The organism is Virgibacillus dakarensis (assembly GCF_900155625.1).
Lineage (GTDB): Bacteria > Bacillota > Bacilli > Bacillales > Amphibacillaceae > Lentibacillus_C > Lentibacillus_C populi.
In genome coordinates, this window is sequence record NZ_LT732554.1 from 2537501 (window position 1) to 2562284 (window position 24784).

Below are 24784 nucleotides of genomic sequence, written 5' to 3' on the forward strand. Positions count from 1 at the left end.
GTGATTCCAGTGCTGGTTTTCAAATGTTAACACATCCGGGAGATTACAAAGACAAAGAATTTTATATTACCAGACATCGAATGCCAACGCCACGGATTTCCTTTGCCAATAGCTTGGAGACACTTTCGCGAGTAGCGCTGAATGATATTAGTGACGGTATTGCAAATGAGGCTGCAGAAATTTCCGAGTCATCCGGAGTTTCTATTGTGCTGGATTTTACTAAATTACCGGTAAGTCGTACATATCACCAATTCTCAAAGGAAAAACAGCGAGCATGGCAGCTGTTTGGTGGAGAAGATTATGAACTGATTGGAACGGTTGCGAACAAAGATTGGCAATTTGTAAAACAAGCTGCCGCAGAAACGCAGACAAGCGTTACAGAAATCGGTTATGTTAGCGAGCAACACAACAGGCTCGTTTATTTACAGGAAGCGAATTGTTGTAAGCCATTGGAAAAACGGGGTTATACACATTTAAAGCAGGTGAACCAGGATGAGTGAGCATAAAGCAGAAACACATTCAGAACAAGAAACAATACGATTGGCTGAGCGGCTTGCATTATTGTTAAAACCAGGTGACGTGATTACACTGGAAGGTGATCTTGGTGCTGGCAAAACGACTTTTACCAAAGGGGTTGCACGTGGGCTTGGGGTAAAGCGTAACGTAAACAGTCCAACGTTTACTATTATAAAAGAATATCAAGGGGAGCTTCCACTTTATCATATGGATGTTTACCGTCTGGAAGATTCAGATGAGGATATCGGTTTTTCGGAATATTTTAATGGGGAAGGGATCTCTATTGTAGAATGGGCTGCGTTTATTAAAGAATACTTGCCAGATAATCGTTTAAATATCAAAATTACGTACTTGGATGAGCACGTACGCCTATTGGAATTTCGCCCTAGGGGAGATCATTTTGCGTCTGTTGTTACGGAGTTAATTGGATAATAATATGTTACGAGGAGTTTCTTGAATGAATTTACTTGCAATCGATACGTCAAATCAAGTATTAGGTGTCGCCCTGCTTAAGGAGGACCTTCTGATTGGCGAAATCGTTACAAACATCAAAAAGAATCATTCTGTACGTCTGATGCCTGCAATTGATCAATTGATGCGGGAAACAAATATGAGACCGGAAATGCTTGACAAAATAGTCGTTGCCAAGGGACCTGGTTCGTTTACAGGGGTTAGAATTGGGCTTGCGACAGCGAAGGCATTTGCATGGGCACTACAGATTCCGATCGTCGGTGTTTCCAGTTTAGAGGTGCTTGCATATCAGGGATGCTTTGTTAGTTCATATATTTGTCCTTTTTTTGATGCTAGACGGGCAAATGTTTATACGGGTTTATACAGATGGCAGGGGGATCAAGTCTCTTTAGTGAAAAAGGAACGGAATGTGGCGATGGCTGATTGGTTACAGCAACTTGCCGCAGAACAACAAGAAGTGCTTTTCCTGAGTCCTGACATTGCCCTTTATAAAGATAGTATTGTAAAAACAATGGGTGACCGTGCTGTTATTCCAAAAGGGCCGTATCACCTTGCTAAACCATCCCATCTGGCTTTGGCAGGACTCGGGAAAAATAATGATAATACGCACACGTTAACCCCGAACTATTTACGTCTGGCAGAGGCTGAGGCAAAATGGCTGGAAACACAAAAGGGAAAACGTGCCAATGGCTGAATTGCTGATTCGTAAAATGGAAGAACACGATGTTGATCAGGTAGCGGAGGTAGAAAAGGCATCGTTTACTGCACCATGGCCAAGAGATATTTTTCAGCAGGAGATAGTGGAAAATCAATTTGCCCATTATTTTGTCCTCCAAGTGGATGAAAAAATTGTTGGTTATGCGGGATTATGGGTCGTAGTAGATGACGCACAAATAACGAATATTGCTATCATGCCTGACTATCGGGGGAATAAACTTGGTGAAAAATTGTTTCATTACGTGATGGTACAAGCTGTCCGTCTAGGTGGCCGCCGTTTATCACTGGAGGTACGTACGTCAAATATCATCGCGCAACATATGTACCGAAAGTTTGGTTTGGTTCCAGGCGGGATTCGGAAAAACTATTATGTCGATAATCAGGAAGATGCGATTGTTATGTGGGTGAACTTATATGAAAAATGATAACTATATTTTAGCAATTGAAACAAGCTGTGATGAGACGGCTGCAGCCATTGTCAAAAATGGCAGCGAAATTATTGCAAATGTTGTAGCTTCACAAATTGACAGCCACAAACGTTTTGGCGGGGTTGTACCGGAAATAGCTTCACGCCATCATGTCGAGCAAATGACGGTTGTATTGGAAGAAGCATTTGCACAAGCAAAAATGACATGGGATGAAATTGATTGCATAGCTGTTACAGAAGGGCCTGGTTTGGTAGGGGCTTTATTGATCGGTGTCAATACTGCGAAGGCATTAGCGTTTGCCAAGCAAAAACCGCTTGTTGGTGTCCATCATATTGCCGGACATATTTATGCAAACCGTTTTGAAAAAGAGTTTACCTTTCCGTTATTAGCTTTAGTTGTCTCAGGAGGGCATACAGAGCTTATTTTAATGAAGGAACATGGAAGTTTTGAGGTAATTGGTGAAACACGTGATGATGCAGCTGGTGAGGCGTATGACAAGGTTGCCCGCATGCTGGATTTACCGTATCCTGGGGGACCGCAAATTGACCGCCTGGCAAGTGTCGGAAAAGAGAGCATCCCATTTCCACGGGCTTGGCTTGAAGAGGATAGCTATGATTTTAGTTTTAGTGGATTAAAATCGTCTGTTATTAACACAATCCACAATGCCAAACAGCGTGACCAAACATTAAAAAAAGAAGATATCGCTGCGAGTTTTCAAGCAAGTGTTGTGGAGGTACTGACGGAAAAAACATACAAAGCAGCAAACCAATTTGCCGTTAAGCAGGTAATTGTCGCTGGCGGGGTGGCTGCAAATAGCGGCCTTCGGGAGGCAATCCAGAGGCGATTCGCTGATACAGGCATACCAGTATCAATTCCCCCATTAAAACTTTGTACTGATAATGCTGCAATGATTGCTGCTGCTGGTACTGTTTTCTATCAACAAGGAAGAAGAGCTGGCTGGGATTTAAATGCGAATCCGTCATTGTTATTAAAATAAGCAGGTTATCCCGACTTTAAATCCTTTGTTCCAATTGCTTTTTTGAGATAGAAGGAATAAAAGATGAGGGAAAGTTCATTCTATTCTAACAAAAAATAAAAGAGGAGAGGGTATCCGGTATCCCCTGATCAAATTTCATTTATCAACAGGTGTGTGGATATCGCTTGTGAAGCATAGCAGCTCAAAAGTAGTTATGTGGACAAAAAATGTGGATAAGTAATTATGATTTTGTGGATATTGTGCATAACGCTATTGAAAAACGGTTAAATCCCTAGTTTAGCTGTGCATAAGTTTGTGGATTACGTGCATAATGGTTGATCAATCGTTTGATTAACGCATAAGGTCGTCCTCCTGCCTTTTGTGTATAACCGCTCTATCCCCTAGGTAACAATGAAAAGAACCGGGTAAACTGTTTCCCGGTTCTGGTTCAATCATCTTCCTGTAATGCTGTCCATTCCTCCATCAGCCGCTCGATTTCCTGTTTCATCTCACCGGTTTGTTTTGCCAGTGCCAGTGTTTTTTCGTGATTCTGGTAAATTTCCGGTTCGGTCATTTTTTGCTCAAGGTTTGCTAGTTCGTTCTCCAGTTGTTCTATTGCTTCCTCCAGTTCCACTATTTTACGTTCTGTTTTTCGCTTTTCACTGCGGAGCTTTTTCTCTTCCTCAAAGCTTAATTTCTTTTCATCTACTTTGTTGATAACCTCTGTTGATCGCCGAAGCCTTTCACGTTCCGCTTGCTCTTGCTTCTTTTCAATATAGTAATCATAATCGCCTAAATAAACAGTTGCACCATCACGCTGCATTTCCACCACCTGATCGGTAATTTTGTTGATAAAATACCTGTCATGAGATACGAAAATAATAGTTCCTGGAAAATCGGTTAACGCAGCTTCCAACACTTCTTTGCTATCTATGTCCAAATGGTTTGTCGGTTCATCCAGTACGAGTAAATTCGCTTGTTGCATCATTAGTTTAGCCAAAGACAGCCGTGCCTTTTCTCCACCACTTAATGTGTGAACCTGTTTCAACACATCGTCACCGGAAAATAAAAAGTTACCTAAAACGGTACGAATATCCTTTTCATTTACTGTCGGATACTCATCCCATAATTCCTGCAAAATTGTTTTCGATGGTGTTAGATTCATTTGTTCCTGATCGTAATAGCCAATCTCGACATTTGTGCCAATTTGGATCGTGCCGCGGGTTGGTTTTAATGTTCCAAGGATCGTTTTTAACAAAGTTGTTTTGCCAACACCATTTGGGCCAACAAGGGCAATACGTTCTCCTATATTTACATGAAGTGTCACATGTGAAAACAAATCCTCGTTACTATCCGCATAATGAAAGGCTAAATCATCAATTTTCAATACATCATTTCCGCTTCGTCGTTTGGTTTTAAACGAAAAGGATGCAGATGATTCCTCGCCAGCCGGTTTATCGAGTTTATCCATTTTTTCTAGCTGTTTTCGTCTTGACTGGGCACGCTTTGTTGTAGATGCGCGAACGATGTTTTTTTGAATAAATTCTTCCATTCGTTTCATCTCTACCTGCTGTTTTTCAAACTCTTTCATTTCCTGTTCAAAATTTAGTGCCTTTTGTTCAAGAAATTTACTGTATGTGCCGTAATACTTTTTCGTTCTGTGATAGGAAATCTCGTACACAATCGTAACGGTTTTGTCCAAAAAATACCGGTCATGGGAAACGATTGTAACGGCACCTGGATAATTTACTAAGTAATTTTCCAACCATGAAAGTGTCTCGATATCCAGGTGGTTCGTCGGTTCGTCCAAGATTAGCAAGTCGGGCTTTTTCAATAATAGTTTTCCCAAGGCCAGGCGAGTTTTCTGACCGCCACTTAGTTCATTAATCGGTGTACCGTAATCATAATCCTGAAAATGGAGTCCTGTCAGGACGCCCTTGATATCAGCTTCATAACGATACCCGCCACCAGCTTCAAATGCTTGCTGTTTCTTATCATAATCGTGCAGGAGCTGTTCATAGTTGGCTTTTGTTAAGGAAGCAGCTTGCTCCATTTCCGTTTCCAACAAACGCAAATCTTTTTCCTGATCAAGCAAGTGCTGAAAGACAGCAAGCATTTCTTCCCAAATGGTTTTATCTGATTTAAGGCCAGTGTGCTGGGACAAATAGCCAATGGAAAGATCCTTTGGTTTATGCATGTCACCTTCATCATAGCTAAGCTCCCCAGCCATTATTTTGAGCAGGGTCGATTTACCAGCACCGTTTCGGCCGACAATAGCAATCCGGTCTTTTTCTTTTATTTCCAGTTTTATATTCGATAGTATTTGTTCCGCACCAAAGGATTTGGAGATCCCGTTTAATTGCATGATAATCATTTCGTTCACCTCATCCACATAAGTGTATCGCATTCTTAATTGGGCTCGCAATATAATTTGTGAATAAAATCACGACTTATTGGATTTTTTCTGATAAACTAAGAGATATACGGAACGTAAAAGTGAAATGGAGATGAGCATATGGCAAATTTCACACACTTTAATGAAGAGGGACGGGCTCGGATGGTTGATATTAGTGAAAAAAAGGAAACAGATCGAACCGCCCTTGCAACATCCAGTATTAAAGTCTCAGAAGAAATTTACCAAAAAATTAGTAGTAATCAAATAAAAAAAGGTGACGTGCTTGCAGTTGCACAGGTTGCCGGGATTATGGCTGCCAAGAAAACTTCTGAATGGATTCCAATGTGCCATCCATTACAATTAAAAGGAATAGATATTTCGTTTGACTGGCAGGTTTCGGCTGATACGTATGTATTACATATAGAGGTATTTGTTAAGACAAAAGGCAGTACAGGTGTTGAAATGGAAGCATTAACGGCAGCTTCAGCGACTGCACTTACAATCTATGACATGTGTAAGGCAATTGATAAAGGAATGGTAATCGGGGAAACCTATCTACTGGAGAAAAAGGGCGGAAAATCAGGTGATTACTATCGGAAAGGGAAGGAGGAGTAATCGTGGATCAGAATAAAATTCCACAAGCTACCGCAAAAAGACTGCCGCTATATTATCGATTTTTAAATAATTTGCATTATCAGGGGAAAAGGCGAGTCTCATCCAAAGAATTGAGTGAGGCTGTTAAGGTGGACTCGGCAACGATAAGGCGCGATTTCAGCTATTTTGGGGCATTGGGGAAAAAGGGCTATGGTTACAACGTCGAATATTTACTTGGTTTTTTCCGGAAAACATTGGATCAGGATGAAGTGACCAAGGTTGCGCTGATCGGTGTTGGAAATCTTGGTACTGCATTTTTACATTATAATTTTATGAAAAACAATAATACAAAAATAGTAATGGCGTTTGATACGAATGCGGATAAGATAGGGACAGAAATTGGCGGTGTTCCAATTTACCATATTGATGAGTTGGAGGAAAAAATAGCTGGCGTTCAAGTTGCGATCTTAACGGTACCGGCAACTGAAGCAGACGGGATCACCGAAAGGCTTGTCGATCAAGGTATTGCAGGTATCCTTAATTTTACGCCGGCACGGATATCCGTTCCAGACAATATTCGCGTTCATCATATTGATTTAGCTGTAGAATTACAGGCGCTGGTTTACTTCTTAAAACATTATCCATTAGATTAGGTTTTAGTTTGGGAAGGATGCAAATATAAGCGTTTAAAGGTTTTCTGTTAAGCAGGAAGCCTTTTTTACGTTTTAAAAAATTATACGGCATAGTTCTCAAATAGAAGTTTTACTATTTCCTCAACAAATTGCTTCCGCTAACATACTGTATAGTGATCGTTATTTATTCGGGAAAAGGATTGAAGTAAATGGCAGTTGTGGAAACGGATAAATGGCTGAAGGATTATATCAAGAAGAAGGGGAAATTACGGGTGGAGCAGCGACGGCAGCAAAAGGAGCAAATATGCGAGAAGTTAATCCCTTATTTTCAGGATGCTTCTTCCGCTGATATCCATCAACATTTGCTTTACCACGGTCTTTTTTTACCGGGCTCACAGGATAAGGAATTAATTGAATCTTTAATCCATAGCAATTGCTGGAATATCATAGAAGAGGGGTTTGCCAAATTAAAAAAGGAATGGGATGGGCCGGATGTTCCCGTTTTTATATTCCCTTCTGATTTGCAAAACAAAAAATTGCAGGCTGACTTTAATGGGTTGTCCGGCTTGTCCTATCAAGACAAGGTTTTCCTGTTTGCTGCCGGGAACAATACGAAAGAAGAACTGCAAAAACTTCTCACCCACGAATATAATCATGTATGCCGACTTCATTATCTTGATAAACGGGAAGACAAGATTGAACTGCTGGATTCCATTGTTCTGGAAGGTTTAGCGGAAATGGCAGTGCAGGAACGCCTAGGTAAGGATCACTTAGCTAAATGGGCATCCATATATGACGCTAATACTGCACAGAAATATTTTAAAAGATGGTTAAAACCAAATTTAACATTGCCGAAAAAAGACCGGCGGCACCATGACCTATTGTATGGAGAAGGTTTTATTCCCAGATGGGCTGGATACAATGTCGGATTTCATATCGTGTCATCGTATATGAAAAATAAACAAAAACGGATAAAAGGAACATTACATGTCCCTGCAGAAACTATTTATGCGGATTCGGATTTTTCAAGCTAAGCAAAAAGCCTGCTTAGGCACAGGCTTTTTGCAATGCTGAAAAGGGTGAAGGGATAATATATACATCTTCCAGCCGCAGCATGTGGTAAGGAATGTTCAGGTTTTACCAAAAGAATAATGGTGATAAGGCTGCAATAGCTGCTAGGGCGATTCCTGCACCAAAACCCCATCCCCATCCCCAGCCGCCATATCCACCGTATCCACCATACCCATAACCGAACCCGCCAAGATTTCGGTTTCCCATTGGACGAAGGTAGACATGTGAATTACTGACGCGTGAAACGACCCCATGATGTACACGGCCATCTCTTGTTCTGATTCTGACAGGACGTCCAACGCATCTTAAACACTGATGATAATAAGGATTCACTGACATCCTACATTTACTCCTTTCCCATTGAATCAAATATAATGGTTTTTTTAAGGGTGATGTTAGTTGACGTAAAAGTAAAAGCGAGCGAGAAATTTTGCTGCTGTAGTAATACCTTATGTCAGTAAACCCCTTCTGATTGGACAAAAAACTCAGTATTTCAATAAAAATAGGTGAACTGGAGGTAATTATTTGGACATGTTTACGTATCACGACGTTTTGGCTCATCTTGGTGTTGGCGGGGCCCATCCAGGTGGGTTAGCCTTGACGAAGGAATTGCTCAAGGATCTGCCTATTAAACAAACGAGTCATATTCTTGACGCAGGGTGCGGTACGGGACAGACAGCTGCTTTTTTAGCCAAAACGTACGGATGTCAGGTGACTGCCCTGGATCAGCATCCGCTAATGGTGGAAAGGGCAAGGGAAAGGTTTGCCAGGGAAAAAGTAACGATTCAATTAGTAGAGGGGGATATGGAGAATAGCACTTTAGCAAAGGAATCTTTTGATTTCATCATTGCTGAATCGGTGACGGTATTTACCAATGTCACAAAGACTGCCAGGGAATATATCCGTTTATTGCGAATAGGAGGTATGCTTCTCGATCTGGAAATGACGGCGGGGGCCGCTTTTTCAGCTGATGAGGTTGGTGATTTTCAAGAACTGTATGGGTTAAGGGAGATCCCTATCGCGGAGGACTGGAGGAGCATATTTCGTAATGCCGGTTTTCATTCAGTTGAGATAGTAAAGGAACATACGGTAGCCCATTTATTGGAAGGGCAATCCTTGCAGAAGGATGCATTTGAACTGCAGGAGTTAAATCCGCTGGAACCACTTGATCCGTCATTATATCAAATCTGGGATAAACATCAACGATTGACCGAACGATTTTCCAATCAATTAAAGTATGTCGTATACAAGGCGGAAAAGTAATGGGAAACAGGGATGGCAAATAGTCGTTTTGACACCACTAGAGAGTGGGACAGAATAATAACTCTCGCCTCCTTCTGAGAGGGAGAAATATCCTCAACGATTATATATAGCAAGGGAACATGTAAGGCGGGCGTTGTACACTAGCCACTGAGCGCCGGAAGTGGAATAGTCTTTCCTGATAATGAATTAATTAGTGAAATTCAGATGCGTTCTTAACTGGGAAAAACAAGAAGGAGCAGCACAGGCACACAGGCTACTCCTTCTTGTTTTTATGCTTTAGCCGGAAGTCAATCAATAGTAAACGGAGGGAGACACCAAAATCTAGCGTTGCAATGACTGCAAGAACGATGGTTGAAAAATTCCAAATAGTATCTGTAACGGTTTGTGTTGCAATATACGTAAATAACAGCCCCATTAAAAAATAAATAACAGCCATTATTTTTGGTGAAGTTCGCATACTTAGCCTCCAATTAAAATCATTTGCATCTGTTCCAAATCCCGCATCATTTTTTCAATTTCCTCCTGCGTTAAGGAAAGCTGGAGAATAACCACAATAGAATTTAAAGACATGTGTACTAAAATAGGCACAATGATTCGTTTTGTTTTGACATAGACAAATGCAAATACAAATCCCATCGAACCGTAAATTAGGATATGCTCCGGTTCACCGTGGATAATGGCGAAAATAAATGCGGAAAGTAATGCTGCGAAAAAGAAGTTCATTCGCTTATATAGTTCGCCAAAGATTATTTTCCGGAAAATAACCTCTTCCAATATCGGTGCAATTAATGCTGGAATAATGATAAATAAAGGGGTTGCCCGACTTATCTCCATAATCATTTGTGTATTTTCCGATCCTGCTGTGATACCAAGCAATTTCGTTTCAATTGTGGTGGCTATTCCTTGGGCAAAATAGGCCATGAACAAACCGCCGATCGCCCATGCTATGTTATATCCCCAATTAACGGTAGTACGCTGATTACTGGTTTTTATTTCAGGCTTCATAATCCATAAAATAACGATAAGCCCAGCGATAAAGCTGATGATTGTCCAATAAATAATAGCGTCAGCTTCGCTTAATGGTGTAAGAAAATATAACAATGGTGCAAAAACAACGCCGGAAAATTGTACTGCAATATAAGTTAGGATGACATACCAGTACCTTTTCGTCAAAATAAAACGACTCCTTTTATGTATAGTAGTATCATAATAGTGTATGCGGTTAACCGGATATCTATTAGCAAATCCATTATTTCATGTACGTAATCAAACTCTACCAAATAGTTTAGCATATTTTTTTGCTTGGTAATAATAGTATGGTTTTAGCGCAAGGATCAAAACTTCGATGTGTTTCTATGACTCATGTATCAAATTGCCTGGAGATCTTCTGCTAAGACCGTCTGCTTCAATCGCCAGCATAGCACGTCCTGTATAGCCCCTCACAATTGTCCTGCCCCCAATTTCAATGGGGCAGGGCTGCTGTGCCGATGTTATAAGGCTAACCCACAAAGGTTCGTTTCATCCTGGACACACTTGCAAGGAAGAATTTTAAAAAAAAGTAATTAGATTGCTTGCATTTTTGGAGTGTTTTATTTATTATATTAAGTGGAATTAGCACTCGACATTCATGAGTGCTAATAAATCAAAAAATACATTAAAGAAACGAATTAAGGAGGTTGTCTACATGATTAAACCACTAGGAGATCGTGTTGTAATCGAGCTTGTTGAACAAGAGGAAAAAACTGCAAGCGGTATTGTACTTCCAGACTCGGCAAAGGAAAAGCCACAAGAAGGTAAAGTCGTTGCTGTCGGTTCTGGTCGCGTTACAGACAATGGGGAAAAAGTTGCCCTTGAAGTTGCTGAGGGAAACCACGTAATTTTCTCTAAATTTGCTGGTACAGAAGTGAAATATGAAGGCACAGAATACTTAATTCTTCGTGAAAATGACATTTTAGCTATTATTGGCTAAAGAAAAATATCATAAGATTCGATTTTAAGGAGGGCATTTTATTATGGCTAAGGAAATTAAATTTAGTGAAGACGCTCGTCGTTCAATGCTTCGCGGTGTAGATACATTAGCAGATGCGGTTAAGGTAACATTAGGGCCAAAAGGTCGTAACGTTGTTTTAGATAAAAAATTCGGATCACCGTTAATTACCAATGATGGTGTAACCATTGCAAAAGAAATTGAACTGGAAGATCATTTCGAAAACATGGGTGCACAGCTTGTTTCTGAAGTAGCATCAAAAACAAATGATGTTGCTGGTGATGGTACAACAACAGCAACCGTATTAGCACAATCCATGATTCGTGAAGGGCTGAAAAACGTTACTTCCGGTGCAAATCCAGTAGGCGTTCGCCGTGGTATCGAAAAAGCAGTTGAAGCAGCTGTAACGGAACTGAAGTCCATTTCGAAACCAATTGAATCAAAGGAATCAATCGCACAAATCGCTTCCGTTTCATCTGGTGATGAAGAGGTAGGCAGCCTAATTTCGGAAGCAATGGAACGTGTTGGCAATGATGGTGTTATCACAATTGAAGAATCCAAAGGCTTCAATACAGAATTGGAAGTCGTAGAAGGTATGCAATTTGATCGTGGCTATGCTTCTCCGTACATGGTTACAGATCAGGATAAAATGGAAGCGGAATTGGACGATCCATACATCCTGATTACAGATAAAAAAATTGGCAATATCCAAGAAATATTGCCAGTGTTAGAGCAGGTTGTTCAACAAGGTAAACCGCTGCTATTGATTGCGGAAGATTTTGAAGGAGAAGCACTTCCAACATTAGTGCTGAACAAGCTTCGTGGAACATTTAATGCAGTTGCGGTTAAAGCCCCTGGTTTTGGCGACCGTCGTAAAGCAATGCTTGAGGATATCGCAGTTTTAACTGGCGCTGAAGTGATTACCGAGGATCTTGGTTTGGAATTAAAAAGCGCAACAATTGAGCAACTAGGTCGTGCTTCGAAAGTTGTTGTCACAAAAGATAATACAACAATTGTCGAAGGTTCAGGAAAACCAGAAGAGATTTCTTCTCGTGTCGCACAAATCCGTGCCCAAGCAGAAGAAACAACTTCTGAATTTGACAAAGAAAAATTACAAGAACGTCTTGCGAAACTTTCTGGTGGGGTAGCAGTTATCAAAGTTGGTGCTGCCACTGAAACAGAATTAAAAGAGCGTAAATTGCGTATTGAAGATGCATTAAACTCAACCCGTGCTGGAGTAGAAGAAGGTATGGTAGCAGGTGGTGGTACTGCATTTGTTAATGTCTTGACAAAAGTAGGCGAACTGTCACTTCAAGGTGATGAAGCAACCGGTGCCAACATTGTTCTTCGTGCTTTGGAAGAGCCAGTACGCCAAATCGCCCACAACGCTGGACTGGAAGGATCCATTGTTGTAGAACGTTTGAAAGGTGAAAAAGTCGGCGTTGGATTTAACGCAGCAACCGGCGAATGGGTAGACATGGTTGAAGCTGGAATCGTTGACCCAGCAAAAGTAACCCGTTTTGCACTGCAAAACGCTGCAAGTGTCGCAGCTATGTTCTTGACAACTGAAGCTGTAGTCGCTGACCAACCAGAAGAAAATGCTGGCGGCGGAGCCCCTGACATGGGCGGCATGGGCGGCGGTATGCCGGGCATGATGTAAGTTTAAATATAAAAACATTGATATGACAGGAATTGTGCGAGCAATTCCTGTCTTTTATTTATATAAGTAACAGAAAAGTAACATTTATTCAAAAAATGGTTTCTTCGAGCAATAGGTCAATACCCATTTTCATCTAAACACATCACCCAAAGTAGGCGAATGAATAGGATAATAAGGAGAATCTTAAGCTGAAAAGGGGAAACGAGAATGTACAATTATAATTGGAACCAACCGAATCCATCGCACCATCCGAATTGGAATCAGCCTAATCCTGATCCATACCGACAGCCAAATTGGAACAATCCAAATCCGGCATACCATCCTAATTGGCAACACCAAGGTTATAATCAAAACGGTTCAAATTGGCATCGCAGAATAACGATGGAAGAGGCGATGAATATCGCAACACAGCAAGTACCAGGTGAAGTGGTCAGAGTAGAGTTGGACACGGAGCATGGAATACCTGTCTATGAGGTAGAAATTGTAACACAACAAGGCGTTGAATATGAAGTGAATGTTGATGTCAATACAGGTGACATTGTTGATATAGAGCTCGACTAGAATATTCATGTAAATCACGTAATCCAAGGGCCAAAAAGATCGGGAAGTCGCTGATAAAGCAGGAAAAGCTGCAGGCTAGCAGGCCACTACTGATAAACGTTAAAAATCATCGATAAATACAAGTTTAATTATAGTTGACCGACCACACAAAAAATCGCTGAATGGCCACCATCCAGCGATTTTTCCTCATCCAGCACTATGCTTCTTGTTCATACAACACCGATGTCCGCTTCCTTTTCCTTGCAGGCAGCATATTGAACATAATATTTAGTGCAATTGCTGTTATACTGCCGGCAACAATTCCATTACTCGTCAAGATTTGTATACTTGATGGAAGGTTTACGAATAAATCCGGAGCCACGGTCACGCCAAGTCCCATTCCAACTGAACAGGCAATAATCATGGAGTTTTCCTGTGAATCGGCAATAATGCCGCTAAGCATTTTAATTCCTTGTGAGACAACCATACCGAACATGGCAATCATCGCTCCACCTAAAACGGAAGCAGGGATAATTGTTGCCAGAGCGGCTATTTTCGGTAAGAATCCAAGAGCTACAAGCATCAGACCGGTAAGCAAAATGACTTTACGGGAGCGAATACCGGACATCTGCAACAAGCCGACATTTTGCGAAAATGTTGTATATGGAAATGCATTGAAAATTCCACCGATTATGGCGGCGAGGCCTTCTGCACGATAGCCTTTTGTCAGATCCTGTTCCTGCAAATCCTTTTCACAAATATCGCCAAGGGCAAAATAAACACCAGTTGATTCGACTAGTGAAACCATTGCGACTAGTGTCATCGTTAGGATAGCGGGCCATTCGAAAGTTGGAAAACCGAAATGGAAAGGCTCTACCACATGGAAAAAGGATGCTTCGGTTACTGGTGTAAAGTCCACTTTTCCCATCACCACAGCAACAACTGTACCTGCAACCAGTCCAAGCAGGATCGAGATTGAACGAATAAATCCAGAAGAGAAACGATAAATAAGTATAATCAACAATAATGTCCCAAACCCTAGTAAAATATTCGACAGGGATCCAAAATCACTTGCTCCGTCACCACCACCCAAATTATTTACCGCAACGGGAATAAGCGTAATCCCGATAACGGTGACAACAGAGCCTGTCACAACAGGTGGAAAAAATTTTACCAGCTTGCCAAAAAAACTACTGACGAGAACAACAATTATTCCAGATGCAATGACAGATCCGTAAACGGCAGATACACCAAATTGGCCACCAATTGCAATAATTGGACCAACCGCGGTAAACGTACAGCCAAGCACAACTGGAAGGCCGATCCCAATAAAACGGCTGCTGGTAATTTGTAAAATAGTTGCAATCCCGCACATCAAAATATCAATGGAAACAAGGTAGGTCAGTTCATTTGCATTAAAACCCAACGCTCCACCAATAATCAAGGGAACGATAACCGCTCCTGCATACATGGCCAAAAGGTGCTGAATTCCTAAGGTAGTATGTTTCAAGGTATTTTTCATTTCGCATGAACCTCCTCAAAAAATTCCACTATGCCGTTTTGTAATGAGCGGATAGTTGTCAAAGATTCTACACGAATCCCGCGATCACGGATGAGTTTGCCGCCGGGCTGAAACCCTTTTTCAATAACGATGCCGATCCCGGCAAGCGAAGCACCAGTCTGTTCTACAATTTTCATTAATCCAAATGCGGCTTGTCCATTTGCCAAGAAGTCATCGATAATCAGTACCGTGTCATCATCGTGAATAAAATCCTTGGATATGGAGATATCATTTGATTCTTTTTTGGTGTAGGAATAAACACTTGCGGTATATAGATCATCGGATAAGGTTAACGATTTACGCTTGCGGGCAAAAATCACCGGTACACCTAACGCAAGACCAGTCATTGTTGCTGGCGCAATCCCGGAAGACTCAATGGAAAGGATTTTCGTGATAGTGGAATTTCGAAAACGTTCAGCGAATTCCTCCCCGATTTCTTTCATTAGTGTTGGGTCAATTTGATGATTTAAAAATGAGTCCACCTTTAATACGTTGTCCGATAGTACTTTCCCTTCTTGCCTAATTTTATCTTTTAGTATTTGCATACTTGCCTCTCCTCTCTTGTTTTGTCGATCCATGGAAAAGTAAAAAAGCCCGAGGACCGTGCATCCATTCATTATATGAGTGGAGCAAGGTCCTTCGAGCTATATAGTCGAAAGGAAGAGAAAAGAAGCCATGCCAAATTGCATGTTCTTTTCTTTTCATTGCTGCTCATAGTCAGTCTGTTTACGGCAAACCGGTAGATACTTGCAGGCCATATTCCCGCGATTATATGAGTGAATGCTGTATAGAATGTTCCTATTATATCATGCGAAAAACAAATTTCAACATGATTTGTTGTTGCCAGGGAATTTTCCAAAAAACAAAAATTTCGCCAAAATACTTGACAAGTTGTCGTAACATAGTAAAATAACAAGTGTTTGTGACTAATATAGTAGAGAAGGATGGGTATTTTGAACGATGCATAACTTGAGTAATGAGCAACTTGTTGAAGCCTATACGAAGGCGAAGGAATTAAACCTTGACACGGAATTTGTGAGGAATCTTGATAAGGAATTAAGAAACAGACTGATATTTATGATAAAAAAATAGATTGTATTACGGTAATCGCTGCAAGGAATTTTGATTTAGGTGCAGCGAATTTTTATTGTCTATAAATGGTAGAAATTGTATATGGAAGATGACAGAACAATTAAAACAGCAACATAGGGCTTAAGGGCTCAGTGCTAAAGTGCTTCCAATAATTCATTCAAATTACTTCTCCGTCCTTTCTTTTATTCACCTGAATTTATATTGATCACCATTATTGCTGCATTTCTCTATGTATAAAATATGATTAAAGGAGGGCTGCTTCCTTCATTCAACCCGCCCTCCAGTTTCATCCGACTTAACCTTTAGCATAATAAATTGAATAATGAATCCGACCACGATGCCAATCGGTAAAAACAATATTGGCAGCCACATTGGTCCAATCAAGACACCAAATAAGGTAAGTTTGGGAGAAAAAATTAACCCAAGTGTTACAAAATAGGCGGAGAAAACAAAAGGCATAAAGGAATATGGCTTTGTTCCACCACCTACTCCCCTATAGGCATCCCAAATCGCAAAAAAATACAGACATGGATAAAACATGAGCCACTGATAGTTTGTTTGCTCAATAGCTTCTTGAATTTTACCATGATAACTTAACACAATGATGGTGTTGAAATTTCCTTGTACATTAACGATAAATTCTAAAGCAATTAATGAAAGACCCTTAATATAGTGTGCATTCAATAACTGGCCAAACCCTGGAAAGGCAATACTCCATAGCAGCATTTCTGATCGTTTACTTCGGGACTCTCTGTTATTTTGCATCGTTGTAACCTACTTCGCTAAATCTTTTCGATCTGCTGCTATTGGTGGTTGCTCCATCCATCCGTTGTCGATCAAAATAGTAGCCCCTTTATTGGAATACTTGGCTATTTCTGCTATTAGTCGAGTATAGTGGACACCTAAATCGTGTCGTGGACTGATTGACATCGATGTACCGTATTGTCCCATGCCAGACGCGATTAGGGTCGTAACCAGCGTCATCATCAGCTTGTCCGAGAAAGGGGAAACGGTTGAATTGGTTACTTCTGATGTTAGGATACGGGCTCCATCATCTATATAATCGTCCTTTATAATCGAGGAGAATATTTCCAATTGTTTTCCTGCAATGTCACGCCCTTTTTCAAAGTATTTTCTAACCTCTTTTGAGTTGGCAACTTGGGCAAACCCTGCAACAAGTGCCTGACCGAGAGCGTTGCGCCTTGTGTTTAATACAAGTGCAGTAATTTCTACACCAAGTAACGGTCTGCGCTCCCCAAACCAGCCTGTTAAAAAGCTATCATTGGTCACAAATTCAGTTTGCTTCGCCTTCGGTATTTGCGGATAACGAATGTAAAGCCCTTTCTCTTTCGCGTTAGCTTTGGTCAATTTATTCAATTTCTGTGTTTCATCCAGGGCAGTTGAATAAAAGCTAATAATGTCATCCCGTTCAACTTGGGATAAGGCCAATCCGTAAATGGCTAAATTGAAATTGGCAACGTTCAGCATTAATTCAAGGTAAATCCGATCGGAAAAAAGTCTTGGTGCATCCAAGTGGACATCATTTTCGGTAAATCCAATTGGAACAGGGTAACCTTCAGCAGTAAAAATTTCCGTTAATGTTATTTGATGCTCCTCTGATATAGCTAATAGTTTTTCCAAAATGATCCGGATTTGTGGGTCATCGACGTTTTGCAGAAAATGACGCAATCCGCAAATCATCATCGTATCATTTTGATAGGAAGTCCAAAGCGCAGAAATTTCTGCGACTGTTAATTCTTCTGAATAATTGTCGTTAGCTGCCATCATTTTCATCCCTTTACTTTTTGGAATTTACTAAATCGTCCCGAGCAACCATTCGTGGTGGCTCCTCCAACCATCCATTGTCGATCATGATGTTGGTACCATCCTCCGAATATAAGGCGATTTCCCCGCTGAGACGGGTATAATGTGTAATTAAATCCCGTCTGATGTTTGTCGAGATGCTCATCCCGTAAAATGAAATTCCAAGACCGATCATTGCGGTAACATGCATCATCATCAGTTTATCGGAAAATGGGGAAGTTTCGTTGGCATCGGTTACCATGGCATCCGATCCTGATGGTACAGGAACATCCCCTTCGCGCAATACAGAACTGAATACTTCGGCGTGTTTCTTGGCAATATGAATTCCCCGTTTAATATACTCTGTGACCTCTTTGGATTTTGCTACTTGGCTGAACCCTGTCAATGTTGCAACACCTAAATTGTTGCGTGCAATATTGGTGTACAGATTGGCAATTTCCAAAGCGGTCAAAGGTCTGCGTTCCCCAAACCAGCCAGTAAGGAAACTTTGCTTTTTTACGAAATCGACCTCTTTCGGCACGGGAATAATCGGCGGTTTGTTCATAAGCCCTTTTGTTAACGCAATGAGTGAAGCCTTTTGATGCAGTTCATTATATTGACGAAAACCTTCTGAAAAAAACAAATAAATATCTTCTCTGGTAGATGCGCTTATCGCCTGAGTAAATGATCCCATTCCAAGTGAGCCCATTTGTACAACATATTGTAAAAAGAAGTTATCCGTATATAGTCTCGGTGCCTCGACATTGACATCCTGATCGGTGAAAGCAATCGGTATAGGGAAATTTTCTTTCTTAAATATTCGCGTAAGCTTATCCAATTGGGTTTGCTCAAGTGTTAGAGCATCTTGGATAACCGGTTTTATTTCTTCGTCCTCAACCTTGCTAGTAAAATATTTTAGCACGGCAGATGTGATACTGGCATTTTGATATGCCCGCCATATATTTGCAATTTCAGCAGATGTTAAGTTTTGTTTCAGTTCCATCGAATGTATCCTCCTTTAACTGTCCATTCTGTGGTTTTCTTAGTTTGTCAATTATCTATTGTTATATACAGTTTCTCCTGATTTCGTATAAAAGCAGGAGAAGATGGGAAACAAAAGGGAAAGGCATATCGTTTACGAGGAGGGGAATTTTAAATGGGTTCATTTTTTAAACGAAAAAAGCAAGACAAAAAGAAAAAACAGCAAACAAAAGATGAGGACTTTTCCATTCAGATCGGCAAAAATTTAGATAAAAATATGGAAAACATCAAGAAAATGCTGGAGCAGCCAAATGATCTGATTATCCGGAAGTTTTCCATACGAAATACAAACCATAAGGGTGCGATCGTCTGTATTGATGGGTTAATTGATACGGCAGAAGTAGATAATGATATCCTCCTGCGTATTCAAGGGGTAACCGAAAGAAAAGAATTGCCTCACAATACAAAACAAATGTTTGAAGTGATTTACCAGGAAATGATTTCGGTCAGCGACATTCAAAAGGGGAAGACACTGGATGATGTCACCAATGCCATTTTGTATGGAAGCGCGGTGTTCTATTTAGATGGTATTGATGAAGTACTCATTATGGATACAAAAGGATGGGAAAGCCGTTCGATCGAGGAACCGATAACCGAGCCGGTCATTCGTGGTCCGAGAGAAGGGTTTGTTGAAAACGTCCGCACGAATATGGTGCTGATCAGACGCTACATAAGGGATCCAAATTTGCGCTTTAAAACACGAAAAATTGGCCGCCGTTCAAAGAAAGTTCTTGTTGTTAGCTATGTGGAAGGAATTACCCATCCGGATTTGTTAAAGGAGATTAATCGCAGACTTGACACAATTGATATGGATGATGCCCCGGAATCCGGATTTATTGAACAATGGATTGAGGATAGTTTTTTATCCCCTTTCCCGCAAATTATGAACACGGAAAGACCAGATAAAGTGGCGCTGGGACTGTTGGAAGGGAAAGTAGCAATTATATTGGATGGCACACCAATGGTTCTGATCTTGCCGTTTAATATTGGGGATGCTCTGCAAACACCAGAGGATTATTATGAGCGTTGGGCTGTTGGCACGCTGCTTAGGGCCTTACGTTATCTGGCGGCATTTATTGCCATGTTTGTACCTGCCTTATACGTTGCACTTGTTTCCTTTCATCAAGGAATGATCCCCTCGGATCTCGCTTTCTCGATCGCAGCTACAAGAGAGGGGGTTCCCTTTCCGGCATTTGTAGAGGCAATGTTAATGGCCGTAACGATGGAATTATTACGGGAAGCAGGAGCAAGATTGCCACGAACAATCGGACAAACAATTGGCATTGTCGGTGGACTGGTAATTGGCGATGCTGCTGTACAGGCAGGAATCGTTAGTCCGGTTATGGTAATTGTTGTTGCACTGACAGCAATTGCCTCTTTTTCCCTGCCGGCATACAGTGTTGCTATATCATTCCGGATGATTCGTTTTGGCTTTATGATTGCCGCAGCATTTTTTGGCCTTTACGGGATCATCCTTGCGTACATTATGGTGAACATTCATATTGTAAATTTAAAAAGTATCGGTGTACCTTATTCTGCTCCATTCGCGCCAAGCTTTTTCTCTGATTGGAAGGATCTCATTTTTCGTGCGCCTATTCAAGTATTAACAAGACGTCCGCAATACCTGAAGCCCACTGACCAGAAATCCGGAAATAAAGGAGAAAATGGATCATGAAATGGTTTGAATATGGGAACGAAAAGATTAGTCATCGGGAAATTCTGGTTGCGATACCTTCGATGGTAATCGCTGTTGGCATTCTGTCACAGCCAAGGGATTTGGCAGCAGCGACAGTTGGTTCCGATGGTTGGATACTGCTAGTGGTCAGCGGGGGGATTATTGTTTTTATTACTTGGCTGATGGCGAGGCTTGCATCGAAATTTCCAAGACAATCCTTTCTTACCTATTCATCTAAAATTGTGACAAAACCGGTAGCGGTTGTAATGACATTTATTTTTATTGCTATTGCGATTGCCCTGGCCGCCCTGGAGGTGCGGGCAATATCAGATATTGCAAAGCAATATTTATTTGATCGAACCCCGGTTGAAATAATATCACTATCCTTCTTGCTCGTCGTTGTTTATGCCGTTTCAGGTTCAAGGGCGGGTATTTTCAGATTGAATCTGATGTTCCTGCCAATCATTCTCTTTATTGCCATCGCCGTGTTTGTATTTAATATTGGCTGGTTTTCATTGGATAATTTACTACCCGTATTTGAAACAAGCTTTACCGGGCTTGGAAAGGGGCTTCCGACTGGACTGCTGTCCTTTATGGGATTTGGGATTATTCTGTTTTATACTTCTCTGGTAGAAAACCCTGCTAAAGTACCGAGGTCAGCCGTGATCGGGATGTGTATCCCTGTTTTGCTGTATATATTGATCTTTATTACCAGTATTGGCGTATTCGGAAATGCTGTTACATCCGATTTGATTTTTCCGACGATTGAATTGGCAAAAGAAGTAGATATACCGGGTGGCTTCTTTGAACGATTTGAATCTATATTCTTTGTTATTTGGATCATGGCCATTTTTAATACAACCGTAATGGCCATTGATGTTGCTTTACTGGCACTCAGTTCGATTTTTAAAAACAAGTCAAAAATGAAGCACGTTTGTATTTTATCTCCACTTGTCTATGTGATCGCGATGTATCCGGAAGATTTACTCGATGTTTCAGCATTGGGGGGATATTTAAGTTACTTTGCAATATCCTACACATCCATCGTGACCATTTTACTGAGTGTAATTGCCAAGGTAAGGAAGGTGAAATAAGTTGATGAGACGCAGGCTGTTGTTACTTGTTTCCAGCTCGTTTGTTTTGCTGTTAACCGGATGCTGGGATCAGGTAGATATCGAAGAGCGTGGATTCATTATCGGATCGGGGATTGATATGGCGGATGAGCAGAAGAAACAGGGGCGTGTTCTAACGTTGACCCATCAATTTGTTGTACCAGCAGGGCTTGGGGCACCAATGCAGGGCGGAGGTGATCAGAAAGCCTTCGATAATTTATCCGCATCGGGAGAAAGCATGTTTGAAATTTCCCGGAAAATGACAGAGCAATCAAGCAAGCTTCCCTTTTACAGACACGAAAAGATTATAGTGATTTCCAACGAGGTTGCCAAGCTTCCGTATTTATTTGGTGAAATGATGGATATTTTCTTGCGTAATCCGGAAATGCGCCGCAGTATTAAGGTTGCCGTTGCGGACGGCAAGGCTGAGGATGTACTGAATACGAAACCGGAAAGTGAAAAAATACCTGCTATTTATCTTGATTCGGTAATGGAAAACAGTTTTGAGAATGCCTCGGGAATGGAGCCAGTCAAGATTGGTGAAGTCCATGAGTTTCTAATGGGAAAAATGAGCTATGTTTTACCGCGGATAATTGCCAGGGAAAAAAGTGTTGAATCAGAAGGATCTGCAGTTTTTCAGGGGTACAATAACCAAATGATCGGTACCCTTAACGATGCTGAAACAAAAGCCTTGAATTTAATCATAGGAAAAGCAAAGCAAGGGATCATCAATATTTCTCTTAATCAAAAGAATATAACGTATGAAATGGAGGAAGCCAAAAGCAAAATCAAACTTGATACAAACGACATAAGGCACCTCGATGTTTACGTTGACATTAACGTATCAGGGGTTATTTCGGAGACATTCGGAACGGAAAACCTTTTTCAGCGAAGCACATTTAAAGAGATCGAAAAGCACGTGTCCAGAGAAATTGAAACGAAAGCGGAACAAACGATTAAAAAAGCCCAGCAAGAATTGAAGACGGATATCTTTGGCATTGGCAATATGTTAAAGGAACGCCATTACGATCAATGGCAGCAGATACATGACAATTGGGATCGTGGTGCAAATTACTTTTCCCAAAGTACATTCCATGTAAATGCAACCACCAGAATCAGAACAACCGGTAACATTAATAAATCAAAGCATGAATAAGATGGGTGTGAACGTGATGTGGAAGCACTTTTTAGGGCTTTTGCCTGAACCAATTGTGATTCTTTATACCATATTAGCATTTCTGGTGCCATTAATTGTTTATAAGCTTAATCGGAAGTTGCACCGTTTTGGTGATCCACCGTGGAAGAAGGAAGAGAAGGGGGTGGATGAAGATCCGCATGCGTAGCGGCTAAAACCCGGCATTCCAACTATTTTGCCAATCCGGTAAATATGGGATGCCGGTTTTCGTGTGTTAAACAGTATGAATTTGCGACAAGCGAGTGGAATTCCTTTTCCAAACACGTTTAAAATCTTTTAGAACAGCTAATACTGGAATTAAAATAATTGAAATAATCAAAAACTGCCTATAATTGTGGTATGTGTAAAATTATACTCGGTAGTAATTGCGGTACTTTTTGATAGCCAAAAAAGAGAAGGCGCTCTATCATTAAAATGTATGCTTTGCACGGCATAATACATTTTAGAAAGAGGCCTTCTCATGGATCATATTATATCAAAGCTGTATGAATTAATAAAGAATACAACGAATCTGGTGGAGTTTGAAGAAAGAGCTCAAATTTTAATGTATAACTTCTTTTCCTCTTTGATGGGGCGCATGTTCAGTGAATTAAATCAAGTCATTGTAGCACAAAGACGTGCAGATGACTGGAAAGTGGAAACCACAGATTCAAGAAGTGTACAATTTATGTTTGGGACGGTTACCTTTGATCATACGTTGATGAGGGATAAAAAAGGAAAGGCAGTCTATCCATTGGATGAGTGGATTGGTCTGCGGGATAGGCAACGATACAGTCCATTGGTGGAACTGAAAGTAGCCGAAATGGCGAGTGAAAGTACTTACCGGCAAGTGGCCCGTACTCTCAAGGAATGGACACCTGTAAGCTTAAGTCACCAAACGGTAGGAAATATGGTAAAGACTGTGGGTAAAGCCCAGGCAGAGATGGATCAAGAGATGGTGAAAGAGTTGGATGAAGCAGCGTCCCTGCCAGAAGGAAAAAAGGTTGATTTCTTTTATGCGGAGGCAGATGGTGTTTTTGTCCGCGGACTCCAAAAAAAACAGAGTATGGAAGTGCACCATGCGATCATGTATGAAGGATGGGAGAAAAACGGGAAACGTGTATCCCTTAAGGAACCGACAGTAATTATGACAACGCAATCTACAGATGCATTTTGGGATGAAACGCAGGCGATGGCATCCAGCCGATATACACTGGAAGACGCACAGGTTGTTACTAACAGTGACGGTGGCCCGGGTTATACAGTTGAAAGGTTTCAAGCTGCTTTTTCCCAATCGAATAAACCGATTTTAAACCAACTGGATGACTATCATATCTCACAAGGATTTAACCGTGCATTTGGCAGTGCAGGAAATGCCTATAAAGATGCAGGGAGAAAGGCACTGAAGGAACATGATTTAGAAGGATTCAAGCTTCAATTAGATACATACGAAAGCACATTGGAAGACGATAAGCAGATGGAGAAAATCAACGTCTTTCGCAGTTACATTCTCAACAATTGGGAACGCATTTACGACTGGCGGGATATTGTAACAGACAGCCCTAGAGATGCCAGGAAACTCGGTGCTATGGAATCCAACCAGCGGCATGTGTCTTTTCGTATGAAAAAGCGTGGAATGCATTGGAGTAATGATGGTGCGGAGGCAATGGTGAAAATCAAACAAGGCATGTTGAATAATACATTGCGTAACGCTTATCTGAAATGCAATGAACGGAGTACCAGGAAACAACGGGATGTAAAAAAAGCTGTCAGAGTGGCCCAATTATTACGTCAGCCAACACAACCATCTATTGGTGTAAAACAAGGTTCTGTCGCTTTATATGCGGCTCATTCAACAGCCATAGGTAACTTATTTAAAATATTACAATAAACCTCGTTTTTGATGGAACGGTCTTTGGTTTTTAAGACCGTTCTGTCAAAAATGAGGCCAGCAAGCGACAGCGCGGTAGCCGAACAAGGTGTACAAAATGGGAGCGCCTGAAATATTGGTATGAAAGCAACGTCGAGAAAAACTTGACACATACATAATTGTGCTTTTACTTCAAGATGTATTTT

Annotated in this window: 27 protein-coding genes and 1 riboswitch (1 of these 28 only partly in view); of the genes, 18 read left to right on the forward strand and 9 right to left on the reverse strand. The window is 41.0% G+C overall.

All coding sequences use genetic code 11. From position 1 onward, the window contains the following. The 5 genes in view from thiL to tsaD are tightly spaced (at most 25 nt apart) and all read left to right on the forward strand, a layout consistent with a single transcriptional unit that may run on beyond the window. A protein-coding gene (gene thiL / locus CZ382_RS21665; protein WP_088053161.1) for a thiamine-phosphate kinase crosses the window boundary here: on the forward strand, nucleotides 1-500 show its 3' portion. 481 nt of this gene lie to the left of the window's left edge; the window shows 500 of its 981 coding nt (coding positions 482-981); the start codon falls outside the window, past its left edge; it ends in the stop codon at nucleotides 498-500. After that, nucleotides 493-948, forward strand: coding sequence for a tRNA (adenosine(37)-N6)-threonylcarbamoyltransferase complex ATPase subunit type 1 TsaE (gene tsaE / locus CZ382_RS21670; RefSeq protein ID WP_088053162.1), 456 nt, complete (start codon nucleotides 493-495; stop codon nucleotides 946-948). The genes thiL and tsaE overlap by 8 nt, the downstream gene beginning before the upstream one ends. A 25-nt stretch (nucleotides 949-973) precedes the next feature. Further along, nucleotides 974-1681, forward strand: coding sequence for a tRNA (adenosine(37)-N6)-threonylcarbamoyltransferase complex dimerization subunit type 1 TsaB (tsaB, locus tag CZ382_RS21675; RefSeq protein ID WP_088053163.1), 708 nt, complete (start codon nucleotides 974-976; stop codon nucleotides 1679-1681). After that, nucleotides 1674-2129 (forward strand): ribosomal protein S18-alanine N-acetyltransferase, encoded by a 456-nt coding sequence (gene rimI / locus CZ382_RS21680; protein ID WP_088053164.1) that lies wholly within the window; start codon nucleotides 1674-1676, stop codon nucleotides 2127-2129. Before tsaB ends, rimI begins: the two co-directional genes overlap by 8 nt. Beyond that, the gene (gene tsaD, locus CZ382_RS21685) at nucleotides 2119-3129 is read left to right on the forward strand and encodes a tRNA (adenosine(37)-N6)-threonylcarbamoyltransferase complex transferase subunit TsaD (protein WP_088053165.1); all 1011 of its coding nucleotides are present in this window, start codon (nucleotides 2119-2121) and stop codon (nucleotides 3127-3129) included. The genes rimI and tsaD overlap by 11 nt, the downstream gene beginning before the upstream one ends. A gap of 427 nt (nucleotides 3130-3556) precedes the next feature. Here tsaD and CZ382_RS21690 read toward each other — a convergent pair whose 3' ends face one another. Further along, nucleotides 3557-5482, reverse strand: coding sequence for an ABC-F family ATP-binding cassette domain-containing protein (locus CZ382_RS21690; protein ID WP_088053166.1), 1926 nt, complete (start codon nucleotides 5480-5482; stop codon nucleotides 3557-3559). Nucleotides 5483-5623: 141 nt separating this feature from the next. On the opposite strand from CZ382_RS21690, the gene moaC reads away from it, so the two are divergent. The 3 genes from moaC (at nucleotide 5624) to CZ382_RS21705 (ending at nucleotide 7763) form a co-directional block, all read left to right on the forward strand. Next, a complete protein-coding gene (gene moaC, locus CZ382_RS21695; protein WP_088053167.1) occupies nucleotides 5624-6118 on the forward strand; it encodes a cyclic pyranopterin monophosphate synthase MoaC in 495 nt (164 codons plus the stop codon). Nucleotides 6119-6120: 2 nt separating this feature from the next. Further along, nucleotides 6121-6750 (forward strand): redox-sensing transcriptional repressor Rex, encoded by a 630-nt coding sequence (locus tag CZ382_RS21700; protein ID WP_088053168.1) that lies wholly within the window; start codon nucleotides 6121-6123, stop codon nucleotides 6748-6750. A gap of 188 nt (nucleotides 6751-6938) precedes the next feature. After that, nucleotides 6939-7763 carry a DUF2268 domain-containing protein gene (locus tag CZ382_RS21705; RefSeq protein ID WP_088053169.1) on the forward strand — a complete coding sequence of 275 codons (825 nt, stop codon included), beginning with the start codon at nucleotides 6939-6941 and terminating at the stop codon, nucleotides 7761-7763. Nucleotides 7764-7866: 103 nt separating this feature from the next. Here CZ382_RS21705 and CZ382_RS21710 read toward each other — a convergent pair whose 3' ends face one another. Further along, nucleotides 7867-8139: a hypothetical protein gene (locus tag CZ382_RS21710; protein WP_088053170.1), complete on the reverse strand. Its 273-nt coding sequence runs from the start codon at nucleotides 8137-8139 to the stop codon at nucleotides 7867-7869. A 192-nt stretch (nucleotides 8140-8331) separates the two neighbouring features. Between CZ382_RS21710 and CZ382_RS21715 the strand changes: the two genes are divergently transcribed. Further along, the gene (locus tag CZ382_RS21715) at nucleotides 8332-9063 is read left to right on the forward strand and encodes a class I SAM-dependent methyltransferase (protein ID WP_230856158.1); all 732 of its coding nucleotides are present in this window, start codon (nucleotides 8332-8334) and stop codon (nucleotides 9061-9063) included. Nucleotides 9064-9316: 253 nt separating this feature from the next. Here the strand turns inward: CZ382_RS21715 and CZ382_RS21720 are convergent, their stop codons facing one another. Together CZ382_RS21720 and CZ382_RS21725 are read right to left on the reverse strand one after the other, a co-directional pair. Further along, nucleotides 9317-9520: a YdiK family protein gene (locus tag CZ382_RS21720; protein WP_088053172.1), complete on the reverse strand. Its 204-nt coding sequence runs from the start codon at nucleotides 9518-9520 to the stop codon at nucleotides 9317-9319. Nucleotides 9521-9522: 2 nt separating this feature from the next. After that, a complete protein-coding gene (locus tag CZ382_RS21725) occupies nucleotides 9523-10236 on the reverse strand; it encodes a CPBP family intramembrane glutamic endopeptidase (RefSeq protein WP_088053173.1) in 714 nt (237 codons plus the stop codon). Nucleotides 10237-10690: 454 nt separating this feature from the next. On the opposite strand from CZ382_RS21725, the gene groES reads away from it, so the two are divergent. The 3 genes from groES (at nucleotide 10691) to CZ382_RS24440 (ending at nucleotide 13271) form a co-directional block, all read left to right on the forward strand. Next, entirely contained in the window at nucleotides 10691-11032 is a 342-nt protein-coding gene (gene groES, locus CZ382_RS21730) for a co-chaperone GroES (protein ID WP_268811336.1), read from the forward strand. 43 nt (nucleotides 11033-11075) lie between these two features. Beyond that, nucleotides 11076-12710, forward strand: coding sequence for a chaperonin GroEL (groL, locus tag CZ382_RS21735; protein WP_088053175.1), 1635 nt, complete (start codon nucleotides 11076-11078; stop codon nucleotides 12708-12710). A gap of 207 nt (nucleotides 12711-12917) precedes the next feature. After that, entirely contained in the window at nucleotides 12918-13271 is a 354-nt protein-coding gene (locus CZ382_RS24440) for a PepSY domain-containing protein (protein ID WP_230856156.1), read from the forward strand. A gap of 196 nt (nucleotides 13272-13467) precedes the next feature. On the opposite strand, the gene CZ382_RS21745 is transcribed toward CZ382_RS24440, so the two are convergent. Continuing rightward, entirely contained in the window at nucleotides 13468-14772 is a 1305-nt protein-coding gene (locus CZ382_RS21745; protein ID WP_155555152.1) for a nucleobase:cation symporter-2 family protein, read from the reverse strand. Next, nucleotides 14769-15356 carry a xanthine phosphoribosyltransferase gene (locus CZ382_RS21750; protein WP_088053176.1) on the reverse strand — a complete coding sequence of 196 codons (588 nt, stop codon included), beginning with the start codon at nucleotides 15354-15356 and terminating at the stop codon, nucleotides 14769-14771. The genes CZ382_RS21745 and CZ382_RS21750 overlap by 4 nt, the downstream gene beginning before the upstream one ends. A gap of 149 nt (nucleotides 15357-15505) precedes the next feature. Next, a riboswitch (purine riboswitch) is annotated at nucleotides 15506-15607 on the reverse strand. A gap of 164 nt (nucleotides 15608-15771) precedes the next feature. Between CZ382_RS21750 and sda the strand changes: the two genes are divergently transcribed. Beyond that, nucleotides 15772-15903 carry a sporulation histidine kinase inhibitor Sda gene (gene sda, locus CZ382_RS21760; RefSeq protein WP_088053178.1) on the forward strand — a complete coding sequence of 44 codons (132 nt, stop codon included), beginning with the start codon at nucleotides 15772-15774 and terminating at the stop codon, nucleotides 15901-15903. A 264-nt stretch (nucleotides 15904-16167) separates the two neighbouring features. Here the strand turns inward: sda and CZ382_RS21765 are convergent, their stop codons facing one another. The 3 genes from CZ382_RS21765 to CZ382_RS21775 are packed head-to-tail and all read right to left on the reverse strand — an operon-like array spanning nucleotide 16168 to nucleotide 18709. Continuing rightward, on the reverse strand, nucleotides 16168-16668 hold the full coding sequence (locus CZ382_RS21765) for a hypothetical protein (protein ID WP_088053179.1): 501 nt from the start codon (nucleotides 16666-16668) through the stop codon (nucleotides 16168-16170). A 9-nt stretch (nucleotides 16669-16677) separates the two neighbouring features. Next, nucleotides 16678-17688 carry a DUF3231 family protein gene (locus CZ382_RS21770; protein ID WP_159457856.1) on the reverse strand — a complete coding sequence of 337 codons (1011 nt, stop codon included), beginning with the start codon at nucleotides 17686-17688 and terminating at the stop codon, nucleotides 16678-16680. A gap of 13 nt (nucleotides 17689-17701) precedes the next feature. Then, nucleotides 17702-18709, reverse strand: a complete 1008-nt coding sequence (locus CZ382_RS21775) for a DUF3231 family protein (RefSeq protein WP_088053181.1) — start codon at nucleotides 18707-18709, stop codon at nucleotides 17702-17704. 153 nt (nucleotides 18710-18862) lie between these two features. On the opposite strand from CZ382_RS21775, the gene CZ382_RS21780 reads away from it, so the two are divergent. The 5 genes from CZ382_RS21780 (at nucleotide 18863) to CZ382_RS21795 (ending at nucleotide 24599) form a co-directional block, all read left to right on the forward strand. Then, a complete protein-coding gene (locus CZ382_RS21780) occupies nucleotides 18863-20422 on the forward strand; it encodes a spore germination protein (RefSeq protein WP_088053182.1) in 1560 nt (519 codons plus the stop codon). Further along, entirely contained in the window at nucleotides 20419-21516 is a 1098-nt protein-coding gene (locus CZ382_RS21785; protein WP_088053183.1) for a GerAB/ArcD/ProY family transporter, read from the forward strand. The genes CZ382_RS21780 and CZ382_RS21785 overlap by 4 nt, the downstream gene beginning before the upstream one ends. Before the next feature lie 4 nt (nucleotides 21517-21520). Further along, complete coding sequence (locus CZ382_RS21790; protein ID WP_088053184.1) at nucleotides 21521-22690, forward strand: Ger(x)C family spore germination protein; 1170 nt, start codon at nucleotides 21521-21523, stop codon at nucleotides 22688-22690. 13 nt (nucleotides 22691-22703) lie between these two features. Then, a complete protein-coding gene (locus tag CZ382_RS23855) occupies nucleotides 22704-22877 on the forward strand; it encodes a hypothetical protein (protein ID WP_159457857.1) in 174 nt (57 codons plus the stop codon). A 312-nt stretch (nucleotides 22878-23189) separates the two neighbouring features. Continuing rightward, nucleotides 23190-24599, forward strand: coding sequence for an ISLre2 family transposase (locus CZ382_RS21795; RefSeq protein ID WP_088049371.1), 1410 nt, complete (start codon nucleotides 23190-23192; stop codon nucleotides 24597-24599). Nucleotides 24600-24784 lie beyond the last annotated feature (185 nt).